Raw genomic sequence first — 21,118 nt, 5'->3', positions numbered from 1 at the left:
AAAGCCGCTGTTGCGGCTCTTCAATAAGATGGATGCGGCTTATTTTGCCTTCGGTAGATAAGGCAGAACTCGCATGGTTGGCTCTGGCAGCGTCATCGTCCCACCCTCACCGATCTCGCTCAAAGCAACTTGTACTTTGCCATTTAAAATTGGCTTTTCTGTTCCGTTAGAGAATAAAATCGTGCTATCCAGGCCATTGCTGAATTCCATCGTCACGCCTTGCACATCAGGTGTAAACCAGCCAGCAAACATGCCGCCTAAGTCTTCTAACATGCTTTGCATCTGAGGCATTAATGGCGCTAACTGTTCATAGGATACGTTACCCTGTAATGGTTCTTTCGTCATAACAACCAATGAGTAATCGCAGCGAGTGTCTATAGGAGTCTGAACGAAGACTAAAGGATTCGCCGATTTAAGGTTTTTATCGATTGGAAGCGGAAGTTCTTTGGAGGCTGGAATAACGAATTCTTCGTAGTGCTCTTCTTTTTCCATCCAGGCTTTTTCAATGTTACACAGCTGCTTAGTATCTGCGTTAACGAAAAATACGCCGACTTTTACATCGTCATGGCCTTCCTTGTTGTTATTCTTTAACTGAGTGTAAAGCTTCGAATAGGTAAACATGTATTCTTGAGCTTGTGTTGCAGGGGCCGCTAACATTAGCGCCGCTGTACCCAGTAGACTTAGGCTTAACTTTTTCATTTGAACCGTTGATTTATTTTAGTTTGTGTCATTGTGTTCGTGCTCAATATTGGTTTGAGCAATGCTGAGCATCCTTATAACACCTTTACTGCGTTAAGTTACGTGATTAGTAACAAAACGAGAGGTTCCCCACGCAGATTCTTATTCAAGTTGAATCGTAGCTTGTGCTTCTGATAGGCCATTTCACATGGGTTTGGTGTTGATATAAAAATGGCGACTATTTGTAAGCCGCCATTGATTGTCATTGAAATGATACTTTACGCGTCGAAGACCTGAGATTTGCCGTCGTGATCATTATCATTGTTTTTCTCTTTCGCGACTATCTTAAGCTTGATACCAAACATCTCACGGTAAAGTATGCCCTTCATGTGGAAGAAGAATGGCAGCACCAAAATAAGCCCGATGCCGTAGAACATGGCTGCGATAATAAACATGAACATCACGCCAAGGTACAGGATGGCGACGACGAAAATCTTTTTGTTTACTGCTCGTAGTGAGAGTAATAACGATTGCATTGGCGGCACGCGTTTCTCACAAATAAGTAAGATAGAATGACTGAACGCCAGAGAAAGGTATAACGATAACGGAGCTAGAAGCATTCCCACGAGCCCTTGAAGAGTCAGACTCATTAACGTTGCCAGAATAACCGGAACTGTGAATTGTAACCCTTTACCCACGTGACGAAGTTTTGTTTTTAGCCCTGCTACGTGACTCATTGCCATTAAACTGATGCCTGCGTATATCGGAGCGCTGATCACTTCATAGCTAAAGTTTGCGATATAAACAGCAGACACAATGTCGGTTGAAAAAGAATCTGGGTTTTGTATTGCATCCAAAATGACACTTGGGTCACCCAGTTGTAGCTGCAATGCGATATAGAAAATGCCTACCTGAACCAAAAGCAAGACGATAATCGCAGGAGAAAATGACAAAAAGTGTTGAATGGTGGCGCGCCATGCTTCGCTAAAAACCGCTCCGGCTTTCAGCTCGTAGTTGCCAGACAAAGCTCGCTCTACACTTCCTCCAAGGTTGAAATCGTTCTCAAAGTCGTTGTTCATATATTATCCAAGATTCACTTGTGAAATTTTTACTGGGATACCAGTCAATTAGTGTGTCCGACATTATAAAGAATTCTAGCCACGTCTAAAATCATAACTCGCGCTCAATTCTTGCAATATCCATTATTTGGTTGATAATTGGCCACTACAAGGCCATGAAATTGAAAACAATTGTTGCAGAGTTGTAACCCTTATAAACGCTGTTGAAATTCGGACGAATCTTTTAAAAACAGTATGGTAAGGAATGATGACTTTTGCCCGTAAAATTTTTTCTGATTCGAGACTAAAAAATGCTTTGATTTCACAATTTTGGTGATTATGATGCGCGCCTCAAAAGTGAATGGCTAAAGTCACATCAATTGGCGTAAACCCAAATTTGAACGTGGGAGAAATACAGACGTTGAACGCTAAACAGCAAGCAGGAAATCCAGTTATTCGTTTATCTGGCATTAGTAAGAGTTTTGATGGTAAGGAAATCATCAGCAATTTAAATCTGGATGTTAATCATGGTGAGTTTCTAACGATTCTTGGTCCATCAGGTTGTGGTAAAACAACCGTTTTGCGCATGGTCGCGGGCTTTGAGGCGGTAGATAACGGTCAAATTATTTTGGATAACCAAGATGTTACTCAGGTTCCTGCTGAACAACGACACGTCAACACCGTATTCCAAAGTTACGCACTATTTCCACATATGACTGTTTATGAAAACGTTGCGTTTGGTCTTCGTATGCAGAAAACGCCTGCAGCAGAGATTGAACCGCGAGTCATGGAAGCGTTACGTATGGTGCGTCTTGAAAAAATGGCTCAGCGTAAACCGCATCAGCTTTCAGGTGGCCAGCAACAGCGTATTGCTATCGCTCGTGCGGTAGTGAACAAGCCAAAAGTATTGCTGCTTGATGAATCACTTTCTGCACTGGATTACAAATTGCGTAAGCAAATGCAGATTGAGCTGAAACAATTGCAGCGCCAACTAGGTATCACCTTTATCTTTGTGACGCACGATCAGGAAGAAGCGCTATCAATGTCGGACCGCATCATCGTAATGCGTGACGGTGTCATTGAGCAAGATGGTTCTCCACGTGAAATTTACGAAGAGCCTAAAAACCTGTTTGTTGCGCGCTTTATCGGCGAGATCAACGTATTCAATGCAACCATGTTAGAGCGTATCGATGAAAAACGTATTCGCGCTGACATTGAAGGTGTTGAGTCAGTGGTTTATTACGACGACGAAGCACAAGCTGGCGATAAACTCCAAGTTCTACTCCGCCCTGAAGACTTACGTATCGAAGAGATCAAAGAGTCGGAAGAAAAAGGCATTGTTGGTCACGTGACGGAACGTACCTATAAAGGTATGACGCTAGATTCTGTTATCGAACTCGATTCAGGCATGCGTGTAATGGTAAGCGAATTCTTTAACGAAGATGATCCTGATGTGGACCACTCACTCGGCCAGAAAGTCGCTATTACTTGGGTTGAGAGCTGGGAGGTTGTCCTCAATGATAACCAAGAAGATTAATCTTCAGAACGCAATCATTACCCTAATTGTTGGTTGGCTGACACTGTTTGTGTTGATGCCAAACTTGATGATTATCGGTACGAGTTTCTTAACGCGTGACGAAGCGAACCTAATCGAACTCACCTTTACCTTGGACAACTACGTTCGTCTGTTAGATCCGCTGTATGCGAAAGTGCTCATGCACTCTTTCTACATGGCGATCATTGCGACGTTGTTGTGTTTAGTGATTGGTTACCCATTTGCGTATATCGTCGCGAAAATGCCAGAGAAATGGCGTCCGTTTATGCTGTTTTTGGTGATTGTACCCTTCTGGACGAACTCGTTGATCCGTACATACGGCTTAAAGATTGTTTTGGGTACTCAAGGCATTTTGAATAAGTCGCTGATGGCGATGGAAATCATCGATAAGCCTCTGCGACTTATGTATACCGAAACGGCGGTAATGATTGGTCTCGTGTACATCTTGCTTCCATTTATGATTCTGCCGCTTTACTCGGCAATTGAGAAGCTGGACAACACCTACATCGAAGCTGCGAAAGATTTGGGCGCGAACAAGTTTCAGACGATTACCAAAGTTATCCTGCCTTTGACGATGCCTGGCATCATCGGTGGCTGTTTGTTGGTTCTACTTCCTGCGCTTGGCATGTTCTATATCTCTGACCTTCTGGGCGGCGCGAAGAACCTGCTGATAGGTAACGTAATCAAGAGCCAGGTGCTGAATGCACGTGATTGGCCATTTGGTGCTGCGACCAGTATTGCGCTCACCATTGCCATGGCGATTATGCTATACGCCTACTATAGAGCAGGTAAGTTATTGAATAAGAAAGTGGAGCTAGACTAATGGGACGCACAGTTAGATTTAGCTTTATGGCACTGGTTTACGCATTTTTGTATTTGCCAATCATCGTGCTTATTGTGAACTCATTTAATGCGAATAAATTTGGCATGAAATGGGGTGGATTTACCACTAAGTGGTACGAAACCTTAATTAACAACGACAGCCTGATGCAGGCGGCGTGGCACTCGTTAAATGTTGCCGTATTTTCTGCAACAGCTGCTACTATTATTGGTAGTTTGACGGCAGTTGCCCTATTCCGCTATTCCTTTAAAGGGAAAGGCGCAGTAAACGGCATGCTGTTTGTTGTAATGATGTCACCAGACATCGTGATGGCAATTTCATTGTTGGCGCTGTTTTTAGTACTGGGTGCACAGCTTGGTTTCTTTACACTGTTGATTGCGCACATCACCTTCTGTTTACCATTTGTTGTGGTAACGGTTTATAGCCGCTTGAACGGCTTTGATGTGAAAATGTTGGAAGCAGCAAAAGACCTAGGTGCAAGTGAATGGGTTATCTTGAAGAAGATCATCCTTCCCCTGGCAAAACCAGCGGTTGCTGCAGGTTGGTTATTAAGCTTTACCCTGTCTTTGGACGATGTGATCATCAGTTCGTTTGTGACAGGCCCAACCTACGAAATCTTACCATTGAAAATTTACTCAATGGTGAAAGTGGGTATTTCACCGGAAGTGAATGCCCTGGCAACGGTTATGTTGATTGTTTCTTTGGTACTTGTGGTGATTTCTCAGTTGCTTGCAAGAGAAAAAGTAAAGTAAAATCAATACCCGTTAACATCACGAAACAGAATGGTTACATGCCATTCTGTTTTTCTATCTATCGTCCAAAATAGTTTGGGCAACGTTTGGTTTGGAGCTAACGTCAATGAAAAAATGGGCTACTTTATTAGCTGGTAGTGCATGTGCGCTTTCTCTGTTCTCAGGTTCAGTGGTAGCGGACGATAATGAATTGGTATTTATGAACTGGGGTCCTTACATTAACAGTAATCTCCTGGAACAATTTACCAAAGAAACTGGTATCAAAGTGATCTACTCAACTTATGAGTCGAACGAAACTTTGTATGCAAAGCTAAAAACTCATAACGAAGGTTATGACTTAGTGGTACCTTCTACTTACTTCGTAGCGAAAATGCGCGATGAAGGTATGCTACAAAAGATCGATAAATCTAAGTTGAAAAACTTCGGCAACCTTGACCAGAACTACCTGGACAAGCCATTCGATCCTAAGAATGACTACTCTATTCCTCACGTTGTTGCAATTACTGGTCTAGCTGTCAATACCGACATGTACGATCCAAACGACTTCCAAAGCTGGGCTGACCTATGGAAGCCAGAGCTTGAAGGTCAAGTGATGCTAATGGACGACACGCGTGAAGTATTCCACATTGCACTGCGTAAACTAGGTTATTCAGGTAACTCAACGGATCCAAAACAGATCGACGAAGCGTATGCAGAGCTACAAAAGCTGATGCCTAACGTGCTTCTATTTAACTCTGACAACCCAGGTGCACCATACATGTCTGGTGAAGTTGGTGTTGGCATGCTTTGGAACGGCAGCGCAGCAGCAGCTCAAAACGAAGGTCTTAACCTTAAACTGGTATTCCCGAAAGAAGGCGGTATTGGTTGGGTTGACAACTTCGCTATCTCTTCTGGTGCGAAAAACGTAGAAGCGGCGCACAAGATGATCGACTTCCTATTGCGTCCTGAAATCGCAGAGCAGATTTCTCGTGACACAGGTTACCTGACCGCAGTGAAAGCGTCGAACGAGAAGTTTAAAGACGTTGCTCCTCTGTTCCCTTCACAAGAAGACCTTGACCGTGTTGAATGGCAAGACTCTGTGGGCGATCTGACAGTGAAATACGAAGGTTACTTCCTTAAGCTAAAAGCAGGTCAGTAATCGAATTTGCCGCAGGCAAATTGACCAAAATGAAAATAGGCAGCAATGGCTGCCTATTTTTGTAATTGACTGATATAATTATACCTTGCTACGTCTATTTGGTTCGACTCGTTTCATCTCAATGGAGTGAGAGGCATCGAATTTCATAGACAGAATTGTACTTAATGCAATTTGGTTCAACTTAATCATTACCGCTAGTATTGATTTGTCCAATCGCTAAACAAAACGGAAAACAAATGAAAAGTAAATTCTACGCAAGCGCTCTATGTGCAGCGACTCTGTTCGCTACTCCAGCAATAGCGGCTGATCAAGAACTCTACTTCTACAACTGGTCTGAATACATTCCAAACGAAGTTCTTGAAGACTTTACAAAAGAAACAGGAATCAAGGTGCTTTACTCGACTTACGAGTCTAACGAAAGCATGTACGCGAAGTTAAAAACACAAGGTTCTGGTTACGACTTGGTAGTACCGTCTACCTATTTCGTATCTAAAATGCGCAAAGAAGGCATGCTTCAAGAGATCAACAAAGAGAAGTTATCCCATTTTGCCGACATCGATCCTAACTTCTTAAACAAACCTTTTGATCCAAATAACAACTACTCTATCCCTTATATCTGGGGTGCGACAGGCATTGGTATCAATGCGGATATGCTGGATAAGTCATCAGTCACTAAATGGGACGACTTCTGGGATAGCAAGTGGGAAGGTCAATTAATGCTGATGGACGATTCTCGCGAAGTTTTCCATATCGCATTGACAAAACTTGGTTACTCACCAAATACGACAAACCCTGATGAAATCAAAGCTGCTTACGAAGAGCTGCAAAAGTTGATGCCAAATGTGTTGGTGTTTAACTCTGATTTCCCTGCTAACCCATACCTAGCGGGTGAAGTTTCTCTTGGCATGCTGTGGAATGGTTCTGCTTACATGGCACGTGAGGAAGGCGCGAACATTGATATCATCTGGCCAGAAAAAGGCACAATCTTCTGGATGGACAGTCTTGCGATTCCTGCGGGTGCTAAAAACGTGGAAGCCGCACATAAGATGATCGACTTCCTGCTGCGTCCAGAGAATGCGGCTAAGATTGCACTGGAGATTGGTTACCCTACTCCAGTTAAGACGGCGTTTGACCTACTTCCAAAAGAATTTGTTAACGACCAAAGCATCTTCCCTCCGCAAGAAGTGATGGACAGCGGCACTTGGCAAGATGAAGTTGGTGAAGCGAGTGTGATGTACGATGAGTACTTCCAAAAGCTAAAAGTAAACAACTAATACCAGTCAAAGTATAAAGAAAAAAGCGGCCAACTAAATTGGCCGCTTTTATTATTTTTGAAGGCTTTATTTGTCTTCCAAAGATAAAATTTCATTCACCAACTTTGGTACTTCGATACTTGCCTTGCCGTAGCGTTTCTCTTCGAACTCACTTTCTATTGCACTTGGCTCCAGATTAATCTCGATGGTATGTGCGCCGTGCATTTTTGCATCGTGGACAAACCCAGCCGCAGGATACACCACACCAGATGTACCAATAGAAACAAACAAGTCCGCTTGTTCTAGTGCTTCGTAAATATCACCCATGCGCAGAGGCATTTCGCCAAACCAAACAATGTGAGGGCGCATTTGGGACGGAATTTGACAACAGTGGCAAAGCTCACCGGTTTCGATATCCTCAGTGTGTTCTATCACCTGATGCGATTCGCTACAGCGGGCTTTGAGCAGTTCGCCATGCATGTGGATGACATTGTGGCTTCCGCCTCTTTCATGCAAATTATCGATATTCTGCGTAATGACGGTCACTTTGCCATCCAGCTCTGCCTCAAGTCGCCCTAAAGCGAGATGCGCTGCGTTTGGCTGTATCGCCTCGTCCTGTAGCTTTTTACGACGTTGATTATAAAATGCCTGAACAAGATCGGGATCTCGCTCAAATCCTTCAGGGGTTGCCACGTCTTCAATACGGTGGTTCTCCCAAAGGCCATCTTGAGCTCGAAATGTTTGAATGCCGGACTCTGCTGAGATACCTGCCCCAGTAAGTACTACAATGTTTCTATACGGGAAATTCATAACTGATCCTTGTTGTTCTTTTTCATTAGCTTAACACTGAAACAATATCAGCTGTAGTAATATGGATTAGACAATGGTAGTAATGAACAATAATAAAATGATATTTTGAGAGGAAAAGCAATGAGACACGTATCTCTGGCTCTTGTCTTACTTACGACTCTAGCGGGCTGTCAATTGACCAATGTTGAAGGTGAAATTGATGATGTGAGAGTGAGCGTTGGTACCAATGATCATGACAGACACGATGGTCATGGTAAATTCTGCCCTCCGGGTCAGGCAAAAAAAGGAAATTGCTAGAACGTATTGAAACGCTTGTCACCGAGAAGGACAATACCTCTATAAAAAGAGCGGCGTAATGCCGCTCTTTTGCATTTTGTTAATCTTCGTTAGTTGAAGAGATTTTGTGGATAGCTAAGTCGGCACCATTAAATTCATCTTCTTCAGACAATCTAATGCCCGTAACTGCGTTAATTGCGCCATAGACAGCCAACGCACCTAATACAGCAATAGAAATACCTAATACGGTTCCCATAAGCTGAACAACAAGGCTAACACCGCCTAACCCGCCTAACGCTGTTTGTCCAAAGATGCCCGCAGCAATGCCACCCCATGCGCCACAAATGCCGTGAAGAGGCCAAACACCCAACACATCGTCAATCTTGGTTTTGTTTTGTAGATGTGTAAACAGGTAGACAAAGAGCACGCCCGCAATCGCACCTGTCACCAGTGCACCGATTGGGTGCATAAGGTCAGAGCCCGCACACACGGCAACTAATCCAGCCAGAGGGCCGTTGTGGATAAAGCCCGGGTCATTTTTGCCCGCGATAAGTGATGCAATAATGCCACCAACCATGGCCATCAATGAGTTCATAGCGACCAGACCGCTGATTCCAGAAATAGATTGAGCCGACATTACGTTAAAGCCGAACCAGCCCACACATAGAATCCAGGCACCAAGCGCTAAGAATGGAATGTTTGATGGTGCAAAGTTGGTATGTTTGCCTGCGCGAATACGCCCTTTACGCATACCTAAGAAAATGACGGCAACGAGAGCAATCCAGCCACCCACTCCGTGGACAACGACCGAACCTGCGAAGTCATGAAAGCCAAAGCCAAAACTCGCTTCAAACCAATCTTGGACACCAAAATTACCGTTCCAAATGATGCCTTCAAACAGCGGATAAACGATACCTACCGTGAAAAATGTCGCAATGAGGATAGGATAAAAACGTGCACGTTCGGCAATTCCTCCAGAGACAATCGCTGGTATAGCGGCAGCAAACGTTAGCAAGAAAAAGAATTTAACAAGCTCATATCCATTACCTTGAGACAGTGTCTGCGCATCGGCAAAGAAAGTACCGCCGTATGCAACCCAATAGCCAATAAAGAAGTAAGCTATGGCGGAAACACCAAAATCGGCCAAAATTTTAACCAACGCATTAACTTGGTTCTTTTGACGTACGGTCCCTACCTCAAGAAAAGCAAAACCTGAATGCATCAGAAATACCATGATGGCGCCAAGCAATAAAAATAAGGTGTCGGAACTTTGGGTCAGGGTTTGTACAGCTCCGTATACCTGACTTACAGTTTGAGTCATTCTCGTTACACTCCATGCAGCAATATAAATAATCGCACCAAGCAGGTGCTTAAAAATTATCAATTCACAAAAATGGTGAATTTATTATGTTTGTACACTGCTTAGGCAAAATGTGTTCCAGACTGTTTAAACTAGCTTGCATTGTTATGCGGTCAAACATTAAGCCTATGAATATTATTGATATTTATAAATTTTAGTGAGTTTTAAGTGTAAGGTTTGGTCAATGCATAAACGAAAAAATCGCACCAAATTAGTACAAATGTACCGATTTGGTGCGCACCATTAAATGGAACAATAATTAATCAATAAGGGATTTAGTTGGAGGTTACGGTTTGTTTACTGGGTTCCGGCTCAGAAAGCTCCTTTCTATCCTCAGATATTAGATTATTTAACCATTTACGTTGTAACACTCGATAGATGGCTAGCCCGGCTTTTACCACTTCTTCCGTCATAGAGATCAGATAAACCAAATACAGAGGCCATAGCCATTGCAATGCACTAAGGTACACCAATGGAATACCGATACACCACATACAGAAAAGGTTAAATAACGCTGCAAACTTGATATCACCACCACTGCGTAATACACCAATGACTGCCACTGTATTAAACACTTTAATACACAGTGCTGATGCGAGAACGGCTAACACATAAATTGCATTTGTTAGGGTTTGTTCGTTCAGCTTACCAAACAGCGGCACAATTTCCTCTCTTAGTAAATAAAGGACAATACCGACCAACACAGCAACGCCAGTGCCCAGCCATAAAAACACTTTTGATTGTGACCATGCCTGATGATATCGGTTTGCGCCCAACTCATGTCCGAGCATGGTCGAACACGCTAAAGCAAAGCCAAGGAAAAATGCGTATAGGCAATTTTCGAGTGGGCTCAAGAGGCTCATTATCGCCAAAGCTTCAACGCCCATTTGGCCGTAGATAAAAGCATAAACTAAAGTACCTAAAGCCCAGCCTCCATCATGTAACATCACGGGAATAGCGATGGCTGCAAATAGCCTAATGTTCTTGCGACTAAGCGCATTTTCAACATCGTTCTGTGTTGGCATCAGCCATTGTTTTTTCCTCCAGATGAGCCCCACAATACACACAGTTTGCAGCAATCGCGCGATGGTTGTTCCCCAAGCACTGCCTGCAACACCAAGCTCTGGGAACCCTAGGTTGCCAAAAATTAACAACCAATTTAGTGCAATATTCAGAGCTACTGAGATTAGGCTAATTATGGTGGGTGTTTTACTATCTCCTGTTGCGCGAAGCGCTGCTTCAATCGGCACGACCAAACACGTGAAGAACAATGATACCCCAGTTATCTGCATGTATTCCGCGCTCAACAATACCAACGGGGCGTCTTCACTCGCCAAGTGCAAAAACAGTCTGGGATGGATGCTATAGAGCGCAATAAATGGCAACGATATCAGTGTTGCAGCCATAACGGCTTGTACAACACAACGACGGATCCCTGCCTCGTCTCCACTACCATAATACTGTGCTGCCAGTACATTCACGCCACCTGTGATTCCAAGGATCAATACCAGATTAAAATAGAAAATCCGGTTGCTGAGTCCTACCGCAGCCACTTCAGTCTCCCCGAGTTGACCGACCATCATGATATCGACCAGGCCTAATACCGCGTACAGCAACAGCTGTAACGCAAATGGTAAAGCAATGGAAAAAAGTCTGGGAAAAAAGGTGCTATCGTTAAGTGATTTTGATCTCATATCATTGCCTGCGGCCCTGAGAACGGGCTAATCAAAATAGAGAATCCCACTATAAGAAGTACGCCACTATCAGGAAATAGGATAAACTCGCATCAGGATGGGAAAAACTATCAGGGGAAGGGAAAATCAAGGTATGACAACACCATGGCGAGACTGTTTAGAAGTAGACGACGCTACCGAAGAGCGATTTATAAGCCCTGAGAATGTATTGCCGTTGGCCAAAAATGACGTGCACTTATGTGGCGTTATGAAGGCTAAGCAGCACTATCGTGTCTGCCGTACACGGCCTGGTTTTCATGTTTTTCTTTATACTATTCATGGGCAAGCGCGCTTGTTTACTCCCAATCACACACTTTCCATAGAAGCTAATACGTTAAGTCTGGTGCCCGCTGATAGCATATGTGGATATGAACTGGTGGGTGATGAATGGGAATGTGCTTGGCTAAGTGTCGATAATACCAGGCAATGGCAAACACTTTCTGGAAGTGCTCCCGAAGTGATGCACTGTGAACAAGCTTTGTCTGTTTATCACTTGATGCATTTGTTGCATCATGAACTCAAAGCCATTCACGTAAATGATGGTAGCGTAGGAAGTTGTGGCCAACTTTTGGTGGATTTGATCCGTAGGTCCTTGCAGCAAAGAGCCGTCGTAGATCCAATAGAAGTAAAACTTAGACAACTGTTTAGTGAGGTTGAAAATCAGCTGCATTATCCTTGGTCTATCGAGGAGCTGGCAGCGCGAGTGCACTATTCGCCACCACACTTTCACAGAATATGTCTGAAATATTTTGAGCAGAGCCCAAAGCAGTATCTACTTGCGCTAAGAATGACCCGAGCTCGTCAACTGCTACAGGGTCAGCACCTTAGTATTAAGCAAGTAGCACATAGCCTTGGTTATTTTGATGTCAGTTATTTTTCCAATCGGTTTAAAAAACATTTTGGCGTGGCACCAGGTGCCGTGCAGCGGAATGCAAATTACAGCGAGTCAGCCTCTGCAATAGGTTCTGAGGCCTGATTGCTAAGGTTGTTGCTCTTGAATTCAGGGGCAGATAGTTGCTTTATCACCTTGCATGGAGAGCCTACCGCTACTACGTTAGCCGGAATATCTTTGTTTACCACACTACCCGCACCAATCACCGTGTTATCACCTATGGTTACCCCAGCCAACACAATGGCACCAGCACCAATCCAAACTCGGTTACCAATATGAATCGGCTCGCCGCAAGAGATAGGAGCAACCCGGTTTTCAGCCAATATAGGATGGCCAGCGGCACATAACTGGACTCTTGGTCCTATCAGCACATTGTCACCAATATGCACCTCGGCAATATCGGTTACCACTAAGCCATAGTTAACAAATCCACCTTGACCGAAAAAGATTTTTTCACCTAAATCACAGTGGAATGGTGGCACAATTTCATTGTTGTGATAACTGCCCAGCAACTGACCGAATAGTTGATGGCGTTTTTCTTTTTCCCTGGGATGAGTGTGATTAATCTGCCACAGTAGATCCTGTGCTTTATCAACTCTCGCCTGAAATGATGCGTTATATGGTTCTAACGTACTGAAATCATCCACTGTTGTGTGCATAACAACCTCCCTTGATACGACAAGAACTAGCTCAACTAGCCAACGTTTTTATTATAAGTAGAATCAAACGGACTGACTGTTGGATAAACTCGCATGACTTTGCAGGAAACTATCATTCTAGCGTTAAAAAGAAGTTTAACGTGAATGTTGGTTGGCAACAGTTTGAGTTAACCGTAGTGATATTTTCATCGTACTGCTGGGAGTGGGATAAGGTTTAGAATGAAATGAAAATCTTCACACTGATTTATAATATTAGCGTCATTCCTACTCTTAATAAGAATGACGCTATGGAGACCTACAAGTTAGGACCTGTAGAAGGTCTGTGCGGCTTGTTATTACGTAATTGATGCATGCCTTGAAGCATCCGCCATAGCCAAACGCCTATCGCTACAACGGCGAACACACTGCCAATGTATGGAATAACATACGCGATGTTATCTAACATTGTGCTACGCACCCAATAGTCACTGACCCCTTTTAACACACCATTTGTGGTGGCAACGGTCACGATTAAGACAACAAAGAACGTGAGGTACAGGAAGAAAGTACGAATTAGCCCGTAGTAATGCGAGATAACCACATCACTGTCTTCGCCTTTGTCCAAACGATAACCAGCATAAATAATAGCGACAACGCCTGAGATCAAAAACGTAAACGGGGTAAAACAACTCAGGATGTACGCAACCCAAATCCCGTTATGATGTTTGTTCATTCGCTTTCGCTCCTTTATCTGTTGCTTTAACCTCGTCTGATTCTCCCATTGCCTCTTGAGATTTGACTTCTTCGTACCAGAGATCGTGGTGCTCTTTCGCCCATGTTTCGTCAACCTCACCCGTTACCATTCCTTCCAGTGCTCCTTCCATACCGAACAAGCCGATATAGATGTGGAAAACAAAGCCACAGATAAGAATGAGTGCTGAGACTGCGTGAATCAGGTTAGACAACTCCATATCACGGCGGGTTTGATCAAAGATAGGGAAATCCAAAACCAGACCACTTGCTGCAGCGATTGCACCGACAAAAATGAGCAGCCAGTAAACCGCTTTCTCACCACCGTTTGAGAAACCTGCCGATGGATGAGTGCCTTTGTGTTTACCAACCATCCCGCCCATTTTCATGAACCAACGTACGTCTGTCATGTTCGGGATCGATTTACGCCACCATTTCAGCAGAATTAACATCAGCAAGATAAAGAACAGCGGCCCCATGTAGTTGTGGTATTGCTTCGCCAGCATAACGATGAAACCCCAGAACTCACTAGGCACGTATGGCTTCAGGAAGTGTTTACCGTAAACAAGCATCAACCCACTGAACGCCAGGGTTAAAAAGGTAAACGCCATGCTCCAGTGCAGTGCACGATCGAGTCGAGACCAGCGCTTAATCTTTTTGCCTGTGCGAGGCTTACTTAGCATCAGAGGCCCGACAAAGACATAAGCCAATACAACCATCGCGATACTACCGAAAATAGCGATAGCACCGGCTGGTGACATCCACTTTTCTTTCAGGATGTACCAGGTTTCGCCCGGCTTACTGATTAGCACGCCATGCTCAGGTGATTGAGACGTGGTGTAACCTGACTCACCCTGCCTGATCTGACGCCAATAATCCGCCCCTGCGAGTTGTGTCATTTCCTGCTGCACGACTTTGGAAGATTGCTCTTCTGCGGACGCTGGCATAGCAAAAGTCAGCAGTAATGCTGTCATGGCTGACAGCATTACCAGAGACGCACGTTTTAGAGTGTTTAACATGTGCCTCTCCTTACTTAGCTTTTTGTTGCGTCGTAAGAAAGATCATTTCCGTCTGTCCAACCTGCATTCTTAGCGCCGCGCTCTACAACACGCTGACGGAAAATATCAGATACTTTATCTGCATCACCGGCCAACAATGCTTTCGTTGAACATAATGACGCACACATAGGCAGTTTGCCTTCTGCAATACGGTTCGCACCATATTTCTGACGTTCTTCAACCGAACCAGGTTCCGTCTCAGGGCCGCCAGCACAGAAGGTACATTTGTCCATTTTGCCACGCTCACCAAACGCTTCTTGTTTAGGGAACTGAGGCGCACCAAATGGACACGCAAACAGACAGTAACCACAACCGATACACAGATCTTTGTTGTGAAGTACGATGCCATCTTCTGTGTGCTCAAAGCAGTCTGCAGGACACACCGCCATACAAGGCGCGTCGGTACAGTGCATACAAGCGACAGAAATCGAGTTTTCACCGGCCTCGCCGTCATTAAGTGTTACGACGCGGCGGCGCTGAATACCCCACTCGAGCGCATCGTCATTTTCGTTCTTACATGCAGTAACACAGCCGTTACACTCGATACAGCGTTTGGTGTCACATAGGAATTTCATTCGTGCCATTGTCGGACTCCTTACGCTTTACGAATGTTACATAGGGTTACTTTGGTTTCCTGCATCAGGGTAACCGGATCGTAACCGTAGGTGGTTGCTGTGTTGGCAGACTCACCGCTTACATACGGTTGAGTACCTTCAGGGTATTTAGGGCGAAGATCTTCACCTTCAAACTCACCACCAAAGTGGAACGGAATAAATGCCAGTCCAGGTTTCACACGACGAGTCACCATCGCTTTCACCTTGATTCGGCCTTTCTCCGCACCTTCAACCCAAACATCATCACCATCTTTAAAGCCAAGATCGTTAGCGTCTTTCGGGTTTACTTCTACGAACATTTCTTGCTGAAGCTCCGCCAACCAAGGGTTTGAACGAGTTTCATCACCGCCGCCTTCGTATTCAACCAAGCGACCAGAAGTCAGAACAATCGGGTATTCGCCAGATTTGTCTTGGTCCTGAATCGATTTGTATAACGTTGGAACACGGAAAATCGCGTCTTTGTCTTCCCAGGTTGGATAATCCGTTACAAGGTCACGTCTAGGTGTGTAGAGCGGTTCACGGTGCAACGGTACGCGGTCTGGGAATGTCCAAACAATCGCACGTGCTTTTGCGTTACCAAATGGGATACAACCATGCGCGATAGCAACACGCTGAATACCGCCAGACAGGTCGGTTTTCCAGTTTTTACCTTCTGCTGCGACTTTCTCTTCGGCTGTAAGGTCGTCCCACCATCCTAGTTGTTTTAGCAACTTGTCGGTAAATTCCGGATAACCATCTTTGATCTCACTGCCTTTCGAGTAGCTGTCTTCAGCTAGCAGGTTTTTACCTTCAAATTCCACACCAAAACGTGTACGGAAGTTACCACCACCTTCAGCAACAGTTTTAGAAGTATCGTAAAGGATATGAGTGCCCGGATGTCCCATCTCTGGCGTACCCCAACATGGCCAAGGTAGACCGTAGGTTTCACCATTAATTGGTCCGCCCTCTGCTTCAAGCGTGGTTTTATGGAATGTGTGCCAGTTTTGTTGGTGCGCTTTGAGACGCTCTGGGCTTTGACCTGTGTAACCGATCGTCCACATACCTTTGTTGAATTCACGAGTCAGGTCTTCAATCAGAGGCTGGTTATTTTCTACACGAATGTTTTTGAAAAGCAGATCGTCGAAGCCAAGTTTTTTCGACAACAGGTACATGATTTCGTGGTCAGGCTTTGACTCAAACAAAGGCTCGACAACCTGATCGCGCCACTGCAAAGAGCGGTTAGAAGCCGTAACACTGCCGTAAGTTTCGAATTGGGTAGTCGCAGGAAGCAGGTAAACACCATCAGTGCGATCGTTCATTACCGCCGCTACGGTTGGGTATGGGTCAACGATGACCATCATATCCAGTTTCTGCATCGCCTTCTTCATCTCAACACCACGTGTTTGAGAGTTTACAGCGTGTCCCCAGTAGAACATGGCGCGAATGTTTTCTCGCTGACGAATGTTGTCTTTGTCTTCTAACACACCATCGATCCAACGCGATACCGGAATACCAGCACTGTGCATTGGTTTTTGACCGCCATACTCGTTGTCATCAAAACGGGCTTTGATCCACTCGTAGTCGATGTCCCAAACTTTTGACCAGTGACGCCAAGAACCTTCAGAAAGGCCATAATAGCCTGGTAGTGTATCGGCTAGGACACCAAGGTCTGTTGCGCCCTGAACGTTATCGTGACCACGGAAAATGTTGGCACCGCCGCCTGATTTACCAATGTTACCAAGCGCAAGCTCTAGTACACAGTAAGCGCGAGTGTTGTTGTTACCTGTAGTGTGCTGAGTACCACCCATACACCATACAACACAGCCCGGACGGTTTTCAGATAGTAGTTTTGCAGTCTGGTAAACGTCTTCTTCGCTTACGCCTGAAACGCGTTCAACTTCTGCTGGTGTCCATTTTGCGACTTCAGCACGGATTTCATCCATACCAAATACACGCTGACGGATAAATTCTTTATCTTCCCATTGGTTTTCAAACACGTGCCACAATACACCCCAAATGAAAGCGACGTCTGAACCTGGGCGAAGAGATACATAGTGATCGGATTTTGCAGCAGTACGAGTACGACGAGGATCCGCCACTACAATCTTACAGTTGTTTTTCTCTTTGGCGATCAGAATGTGTTGCATCGCAACTGGGTGCGCTTCTGCAGGGTTAGAGCCAATGAACAGCATAGACTTACAGTTATGCATGTCATTGAAAGAGTTCGTCATTGCACCGTAGCCCCAGGTGTTTGCTACCCCTGCTACCGTGGTTGAGTGACAAATACGCGCTTGGTGGTCAACGTTATTGGTTCCCCAAAGCGATGCCATTTTACGGAATAGGTACGCTTGTTCGTTGCTGTGTTTCGCACTGCCTAAGAAATAAACAGAGTCAGGGCCGGATTCTTTACGGATATCCAATACCTTGGTGCCGATTTCTTCAATTGCTTCGTCCCAAGACAGCTTTTTCCACTTACCGTTTTCAAGCTTCATTGGGTATTTTAGGCGACGTTCACCATGGCCATGTTCACGCAGCGCAGCCCCTTTCGCACAGTGTCCACCAGCGTTAAATGGGTGATCAAAAGCTGGTTCCTGACCGGTCCAAACTCCATTTTGAACTTCAGCGTAAATACCACAGCCTACCGAACAGTGAGAACAGATGGTGCGTTTCACTTCTGTTTTCGCTTCTGGGTCGACAGTTTTCGCTTCCGCTTTTTTCATCATGCCCGGAGCAAACAGACTTGCACCGACAACAGCGCCACCAGCAGCAAATGAGGTGTTTTTCATAAATGCACGGCGCGAAATGCCAAGTTGGTTGGTTTCTTTGCTCACACTGTCGGAGCGTTTGACAAGTTTCATCTCTTACCTCCTAAAGTGTGTCGTAGTAATCACGAATGTGTTGAGTTTCACGGTACCCTTTCTTCTTCACGTCTTTTTCAGAAGACTCAACGGTTTCCGACGCGTTTGCCACTTTCGTGGTTCCTGCGACGACGGCACCAGCAACGGCAGCGGTTGTGAAGCCTTTCAATAGCTCCCTGCGGCTTGAGTTTATTTCTTTATTATCTTTCATCATTGCTTCCTTACCTTCCGGTAGATCTTTGGAGGATCATGCCTCTCTATCGATATGACTTTGTACTGCTTGATTACTCATAATCAGTGACGTTTTTCACATCAATTTTTAATTTGGCTTTACTGCTCTTTGTATTCTCGCTAAATCGAACCTGTTCAAGCGTTAGAAACGCGTTACAAAGCTGAGCGGCTGGTTTATAGAAGTTTGCACTTTCTGCATTTTCTAACTGGCGATTGAATGCGCTAAACCAAGGGGCGAGATGTTTGTTAAACACTGCTTGTTGCAAGCCCTCTTCTTCGTCAGTCAGCATGGCCATGACTTCACAAAGTGCTGAAATGTGATCTTCGGGTTCTTTCACGTTTTCAGCGCGCTCTATGCCCAGTAAATCTAAATCGTGACGAATATCCGCTAGCGGCTTTTCCATCATTGAGCCTGTGCGGTGCCATGATCCAAATGGAACGACTTCACCACGACCAATTCCGATAAAGAGATCTTGATATTCATCTTCAAGCGTTTCTCGTTCCGCTTTTTCAGCCGCTAGCTGAAGCGCAATCCATGCTTGCTGCATTGCACTTGCCGAAGGTTCCACTTCCAGAGACTTAAGAAACTCAAGCATCTCTTCTGTTGGCGCACTGCGAAAAAGCGCCGATAAAATCAGGTATATTTCTGTTCTCAGTGTTTGTTCTTGCTGTTTTTCCACTGTGAGCTCCTAATACTTGAGTTGTTTCATTGGATCAGAGGCCATCGACTCAAACATATCGACCACGCGGCAGTCTTCACACATGGCGATACGGTTAATTGCGGCTTCATCAGTAAAATGAGAATGTCCACGTAGCTTGTTTTGCAACATGTCGATCATGGATTGAGGTGCGAAAGGTTTGTGGCAACGAAGACACTCAGCCGCTTTCTCTTGGTGAATGACGACTGCTTTCTGACGTTCTTCTTTCACCCAGTTCATGCGAGGCGTTAGCGTAAGTACATTTTCCGGACACGCTTTTTCACATAAGCCACATTGAACACAATCTTGTTCAACAAATTTAAGAGACGGAGACTGACCATCGGTATGCAGTGCGCGAGTCGGACACACAGCGACACAGCTCATGCATAAGGTACAATCTTTACTTTCACAAGAAACCGAGCCATAAGGTGCATTGCCCGGTAATTCAACGGTATTATCGACAGGAATACGCGAGGCAGATAACGCATCTAGCGCGGTAAACAGGCGCTGACGTTTATTGCCTTGTAGCTCTCCTACCGCTAAATCGAAGGAATCTGTACACAATGTCGGTGCGCCTTCACGCAGAGATTCCAAATACAAGATATCGATGGTTTCTTTTGCAATGCCAAGTTGATCAAGCAATTCATGTGCTATACCGACTTCACTATTAAGTACGCGCAAAATGGTTGGCGGCATAAAACGTGAAGCAGCAAACAGAACCTGAGTTGCTCCGTTCACAAGCGCAGCAAACCAAGTATCGATACCAACAGATGGCAACTCTTCAACCACAATAGGAATGACATTATCTGGAAGCGCTTTTAAAGCCATGACGTTGTAGGTTTCATGGCGTGAACTACAAATCAGTACGATAGGATCAACACCACCTGCTTTTTCATAGTTAGCTAAGGTACGTTCAATGAACTTTTGGGTATCTTCTGGATTTGGGAGTGCGTAATGAATCGCTTCTGTAGGACATGCGGTTGCACAAGTCCCGACACCCTGACACAGGTATGGGTTAATCTCGATACGATGTCCTGTTTTAGGACTACCCTCACTGGATAGTGCGCCTGCCGGACAGGCATCAACACAACGCTCACAACCTTTTACGCCTCGAGAACTGTGCGCACACAAGTCGGTATCTAAACGGAAAAACTTCGGTTTATCAAACGTCCCCATTAACGTCGGGATTTCTTCCAGCGCTTCTGCGAGTTTCGGATAGCCGCGACCGACTGGATAATAACCCGGAGCTGGTACTTCCTCAGACATACAGCTGTTAAGGCAAAGATCGAGAACAACGTCGAAACAATCTGTATTAATCGCTACTTTAGCGAGATTGTTTGTCGAACCATTGTTTTCAATAATTACTTCAAATGTACCCAGGAAGCCAGATACCTGAACAGAGTTCGCATAATACAACGCACTATGAGTTCCCTTTTCTCCGTCAGTAGACAGCAACGTAAGGCTGTTCATTTGTGATAATTGAGCTGCGGCACTTTCAATGATCGCCGTCGGGCCGACAATTAAAGTGTTACCGCCACTTTCGTAGCTCACCGTCGGTGGGATCAGGTTTGTCAACTCGATGGTATTTTCAAAAGCATATAGCCTTGCTTTACCGTTACTGGAAGTCGTTTGTTCTAATAGTTGTTTCAACATTGCTCGTTTCCATTTATCAACATGGATAATCTTCCATCTTTCATTGTAGTTAGCGCGGTAGATTCTGCTGATTAACTTATAATTAAGCTGTTTTGTATGGAGCATCAGAGCCCATAGCAAAATTCAGAAAGCCGATAGCGTTACAAGAAGATTGGTAATACCACTCAATTAGCAAGCGTCATGCCAATTTTAATATTCAATATTTTCAATAATTTACTTGGTATCGAGCTGGTTTTATCTAATAAAAAAGCCGGATGAGACAATATGTCCCACCCGGCCAGTTGAGTGTTTAG

At 44.8% G+C, this 21,118-nt stretch carries 20 protein-coding genes; 7 read left to right on the top strand and 13 right to left on the bottom strand.

What is annotated here, in order from left to right; all coding sequences use genetic code 11:
* Positions 1-39: 39 nt before the first annotated feature.
* Both DBX26_RS07445 and DBX26_RS07440 read right to left on the bottom strand, forming a co-directional pair.
* Positions 40-699: a DUF2987 domain-containing protein gene (locus tag DBX26_RS07445; RefSeq protein ID WP_118118548.1), complete on the bottom strand. Its 660-nt coding sequence runs from the start codon at positions 697-699 to the stop codon at positions 40-42.
* A 257-nt stretch (positions 700-956) separates the two neighbouring features.
* Positions 957-1,757, bottom strand: a complete 801-nt coding sequence (locus tag DBX26_RS07440; RefSeq protein WP_065296836.1) for a hypothetical protein — start codon at positions 1,755-1,757, stop codon at positions 957-959.
* Positions 1,758-2,097: 340 nt separating this feature from the next.
* Between DBX26_RS07440 and potA the strand changes: the two genes are divergently transcribed.
* The 5 genes from potA to DBX26_RS07415 all read left to right on the top strand — a co-directional run bounded on the left by potA (position 2,098) and on the right by DBX26_RS07415 (position 7,296).
* Positions 2,098-3,273, top strand: coding sequence for a spermidine/putrescine ABC transporter ATP-binding protein PotA (potA, locus tag DBX26_RS07435; RefSeq protein ID WP_162470574.1), 1,176 nt, complete (start codon positions 2,098-2,100; stop codon positions 3,271-3,273).
* Positions 3,254-4,114 (top strand): spermidine/putrescine ABC transporter permease PotB, encoded by an 861-nt coding sequence (potB, locus tag DBX26_RS07430; protein ID WP_118118546.1) that lies wholly within the window; start codon positions 3,254-3,256, stop codon positions 4,112-4,114. Before potA ends, potB begins: the two co-directional genes overlap by 20 nt.
* Complete coding sequence (gene potC / locus DBX26_RS07425) at positions 4,114-4,884, top strand: spermidine/putrescine ABC transporter permease PotC (protein WP_065302498.1); 771 nt, start codon at positions 4,114-4,116, stop codon at positions 4,882-4,884. The genes potB and potC overlap by 1 nt, the downstream gene beginning before the upstream one ends.
* A gap of 106 nt (positions 4,885-4,990) precedes the next feature.
* Positions 4,991-6,022: an extracellular solute-binding protein gene (locus DBX26_RS07420; RefSeq protein WP_118118544.1), complete on the top strand. Its 1,032-nt coding sequence runs from the start codon at positions 4,991-4,993 to the stop codon at positions 6,020-6,022.
* Between the two features lie 236 nt (positions 6,023-6,258).
* Positions 6,259-7,296 carry an extracellular solute-binding protein gene (locus tag DBX26_RS07415; protein WP_065296835.1) on the top strand — a complete coding sequence of 346 codons (1,038 nt, stop codon included), beginning with the start codon at positions 6,259-6,261 and terminating at the stop codon, positions 7,294-7,296.
* Between the two features lie 66 nt (positions 7,297-7,362).
* Here DBX26_RS07415 and cobB read toward each other — a convergent pair whose 3' ends face one another.
* The gene (gene cobB / locus DBX26_RS07410; protein WP_118118542.1) at positions 7,363-8,085 is read right to left on the bottom strand and encodes a Sir2 family NAD+-dependent deacetylase; all 723 of its coding nucleotides are present in this window, start codon (positions 8,083-8,085) and stop codon (positions 7,363-7,365) included.
* A 120-nt stretch (positions 8,086-8,205) separates the two neighbouring features.
* Here cobB and DBX26_RS25435 point away from each other — a divergent pair, with 120 nt between their 5' ends.
* On the top strand, positions 8,206-8,382 hold the full coding sequence (locus DBX26_RS25435; RefSeq protein ID WP_014231823.1) for a hypothetical protein: 177 nt from the start codon (positions 8,206-8,208) through the stop codon (positions 8,380-8,382).
* A gap of 79 nt (positions 8,383-8,461) precedes the next feature.
* Here DBX26_RS25435 and DBX26_RS07405 read toward each other — a convergent pair whose 3' ends face one another.
* Both DBX26_RS07405 and DBX26_RS07400 read right to left on the bottom strand, forming a co-directional pair.
* A complete protein-coding gene (locus DBX26_RS07405) occupies positions 8,462-9,682 on the bottom strand; it encodes an ammonium transporter (RefSeq protein ID WP_118118540.1) in 1,221 nt (406 codons plus the stop codon).
* Between the two features lie 314 nt (positions 9,683-9,996).
* Positions 9,997-11,415: an MATE family efflux transporter gene (locus tag DBX26_RS07400; protein ID WP_118118538.1), complete on the bottom strand. Its 1,419-nt coding sequence runs from the start codon at positions 11,413-11,415 to the stop codon at positions 9,997-9,999.
* A gap of 133 nt (positions 11,416-11,548) precedes the next feature.
* On the opposite strand from DBX26_RS07400, the gene DBX26_RS07395 reads away from it, so the two are divergent.
* The gene (locus DBX26_RS07395; protein ID WP_162889679.1) at positions 11,549-12,430 is read left to right on the top strand and encodes an AraC family transcriptional regulator; all 882 of its coding nucleotides are present in this window, start codon (positions 11,549-11,551) and stop codon (positions 12,428-12,430) included.
* On the opposite strand, the gene DBX26_RS07390 is transcribed toward DBX26_RS07395, so the two are convergent.
* The 8 genes from DBX26_RS07390 to DBX26_RS07355 all read right to left on the bottom strand — a co-directional run bounded on the left by DBX26_RS07390 (position 12,391) and on the right by DBX26_RS07355 (position 20,825).
* The gene (locus DBX26_RS07390; protein WP_118118533.1) at positions 12,391-13,005 is read right to left on the bottom strand and encodes a sugar O-acetyltransferase; all 615 of its coding nucleotides are present in this window, start codon (positions 13,003-13,005) and stop codon (positions 12,391-12,393) included. The two genes, DBX26_RS07395 and DBX26_RS07390, sit on opposite strands and share 40 nt — an antisense overlap.
* Positions 13,006-13,300: 295 nt before the next feature.
* Complete coding sequence (locus DBX26_RS07385; protein ID WP_014231817.1) at positions 13,301-13,717, bottom strand: hypothetical protein; 417 nt, start codon at positions 13,715-13,717, stop codon at positions 13,301-13,303.
* Entirely contained in the window at positions 13,701-14,753 is a 1,053-nt protein-coding gene (locus DBX26_RS07380; protein WP_014231816.1) for a formate dehydrogenase subunit gamma, read from the bottom strand. The genes DBX26_RS07385 and DBX26_RS07380 overlap by 17 nt, the downstream gene beginning before the upstream one ends.
* Positions 14,754-14,767: 14 nt before the next feature.
* Complete coding sequence (gene fdh3B / locus DBX26_RS07375; RefSeq protein WP_118118531.1) at positions 14,768-15,376, bottom strand: formate dehydrogenase FDH3 subunit beta; 609 nt, start codon at positions 15,374-15,376, stop codon at positions 14,768-14,770.
* Between the two features lie 11 nt (positions 15,377-15,387).
* Entirely contained in the window at positions 15,388-18,243 is a 2,856-nt protein-coding gene (locus DBX26_RS07370) for a formate dehydrogenase subunit alpha (RefSeq protein ID WP_014231814.1), read from the bottom strand.
* Positions 18,244-18,253: 10 nt separating this feature from the next.
* On the bottom strand, positions 18,254-18,454 hold the full coding sequence (locus DBX26_RS07365; protein WP_020333268.1) for a transcriptional initiation protein Tat: 201 nt from the start codon (positions 18,452-18,454) through the stop codon (positions 18,254-18,256).
* A 73-nt stretch (positions 18,455-18,527) separates the two neighbouring features.
* The gene (locus tag DBX26_RS07360) at positions 18,528-19,154 is read right to left on the bottom strand and encodes a molecular chaperone (RefSeq protein ID WP_118118529.1); all 627 of its coding nucleotides are present in this window, start codon (positions 19,152-19,154) and stop codon (positions 18,528-18,530) included.
* Between the two features lie 9 nt (positions 19,155-19,163).
* Positions 19,164-20,825, bottom strand: coding sequence for a 4Fe-4S dicluster domain-containing protein (locus DBX26_RS07355; RefSeq protein ID WP_014231811.1), 1,662 nt, complete (start codon positions 20,823-20,825; stop codon positions 19,164-19,166).
* Between the last annotated feature and the right edge of the window lie 293 nt (positions 20,826-21,118).

This window comes from Vibrio sp. dhg, from assembly GCF_003443775.1.
In the GTDB taxonomy this organism is placed as follows: domain Bacteria; phylum Pseudomonadota; class Gammaproteobacteria; order Enterobacterales; family Vibrionaceae; genus Vibrio; species Vibrio natriegens.
This window is presented reverse-complemented; position numbering and strand designations above follow the sequence as displayed.

What these genes read in the sequence shown, in the direction of transcription:
- DBX26_RS07395 (WP_162889679.1), top strand. Translation starts at nt 11,549, where the DNA reads ATGACAACACCATGGCGAGACTGTTTAGAAGTAGACGACGCTACCGAA.
- DBX26_RS07440 (WP_065296836.1), bottom strand. Translation starts at nt 1,757, where the DNA reads ATGAACAACGACTTTGAGAACGATTTCAACCTTGGAGGAAGTGTAGAG.
- DBX26_RS07355 (WP_014231811.1), bottom strand. Translation starts at nt 20,825, where the DNA reads ATGTTGAAACAACTATTAGAACAAACGACTTCCAGTAACGGTAAAGCA.
- DBX26_RS25435 (WP_014231823.1), top strand. Translation starts at nt 8,206, where the DNA reads ATGAGACACGTATCTCTGGCTCTTGTCTTACTTACGACTCTAGCGGGC.
- potC (WP_065302498.1), top strand. Translation starts at nt 4,114, where the DNA reads ATGGGACGCACAGTTAGATTTAGCTTTATGGCACTGGTTTACGCATTT.
- DBX26_RS07390 (WP_118118533.1), bottom strand. Translation starts at nt 13,005, where the DNA reads ATGCACACAACAGTGGATGATTTCAGTACGTTAGAACCATATAACGCA.
- DBX26_RS07420 (WP_118118544.1), top strand. Translation starts at nt 4,991, where the DNA reads ATGAAAAAATGGGCTACTTTATTAGCTGGTAGTGCATGTGCGCTTTCT.
- DBX26_RS07405 (WP_118118540.1), bottom strand. Translation starts at nt 9,682, where the DNA reads ATGACTCAAACTGTAAGTCAGGTATACGGAGCTGTACAAACCCTGACC.
- DBX26_RS07415 (WP_065296835.1), top strand. Translation starts at nt 6,259, where the DNA reads ATGAAAAGTAAATTCTACGCAAGCGCTCTATGTGCAGCGACTCTGTTC.
- DBX26_RS07370 (WP_014231814.1), bottom strand. Translation starts at nt 18,243, where the DNA reads ATGAAACTTGTCAAACGCTCCGACAGTGTGAGCAAAGAAACCAACCAA.
- DBX26_RS07385 (WP_014231817.1), bottom strand. Translation starts at nt 13,717, where the DNA reads ATGAACAAACATCATAACGGGATTTGGGTTGCGTACATCCTGAGTTGT.
- fdh3B (WP_118118531.1), bottom strand. Translation starts at nt 15,376, where the DNA reads ATGGCACGAATGAAATTCCTATGTGACACCAAACGCTGTATCGAGTGT.
- DBX26_RS07365 (WP_020333268.1), bottom strand. Translation starts at nt 18,454, where the DNA reads ATGAAAGATAATAAAGAAATAAACTCAAGCCGCAGGGAGCTATTGAAA.
- DBX26_RS07380 (WP_014231816.1), bottom strand. Translation starts at nt 14,753, where the DNA reads ATGTTAAACACTCTAAAACGTGCGTCTCTGGTAATGCTGTCAGCCATG.
- DBX26_RS07445 (WP_118118548.1), bottom strand. Translation starts at nt 699, where the DNA reads ATGAAAAAGTTAAGCCTAAGTCTACTGGGTACAGCGGCGCTAATGTTA.
- potB (WP_118118546.1), top strand. Translation starts at nt 3,254, where the DNA reads ATGATAACCAAGAAGATTAATCTTCAGAACGCAATCATTACCCTAATT.
- potA (WP_162470574.1), top strand. Translation starts at nt 2,098, where the DNA reads ATGGCTAAAGTCACATCAATTGGCGTAAACCCAAATTTGAACGTGGGA.
- cobB (WP_118118542.1), bottom strand. Translation starts at nt 8,085, where the DNA reads ATGAATTTCCCGTATAGAAACATTGTAGTACTTACTGGGGCAGGTATC.
- DBX26_RS07400 (WP_118118538.1), bottom strand. Translation starts at nt 11,415, where the DNA reads ATGAGATCAAAATCACTTAACGATAGCACCTTTTTTCCCAGACTTTTT.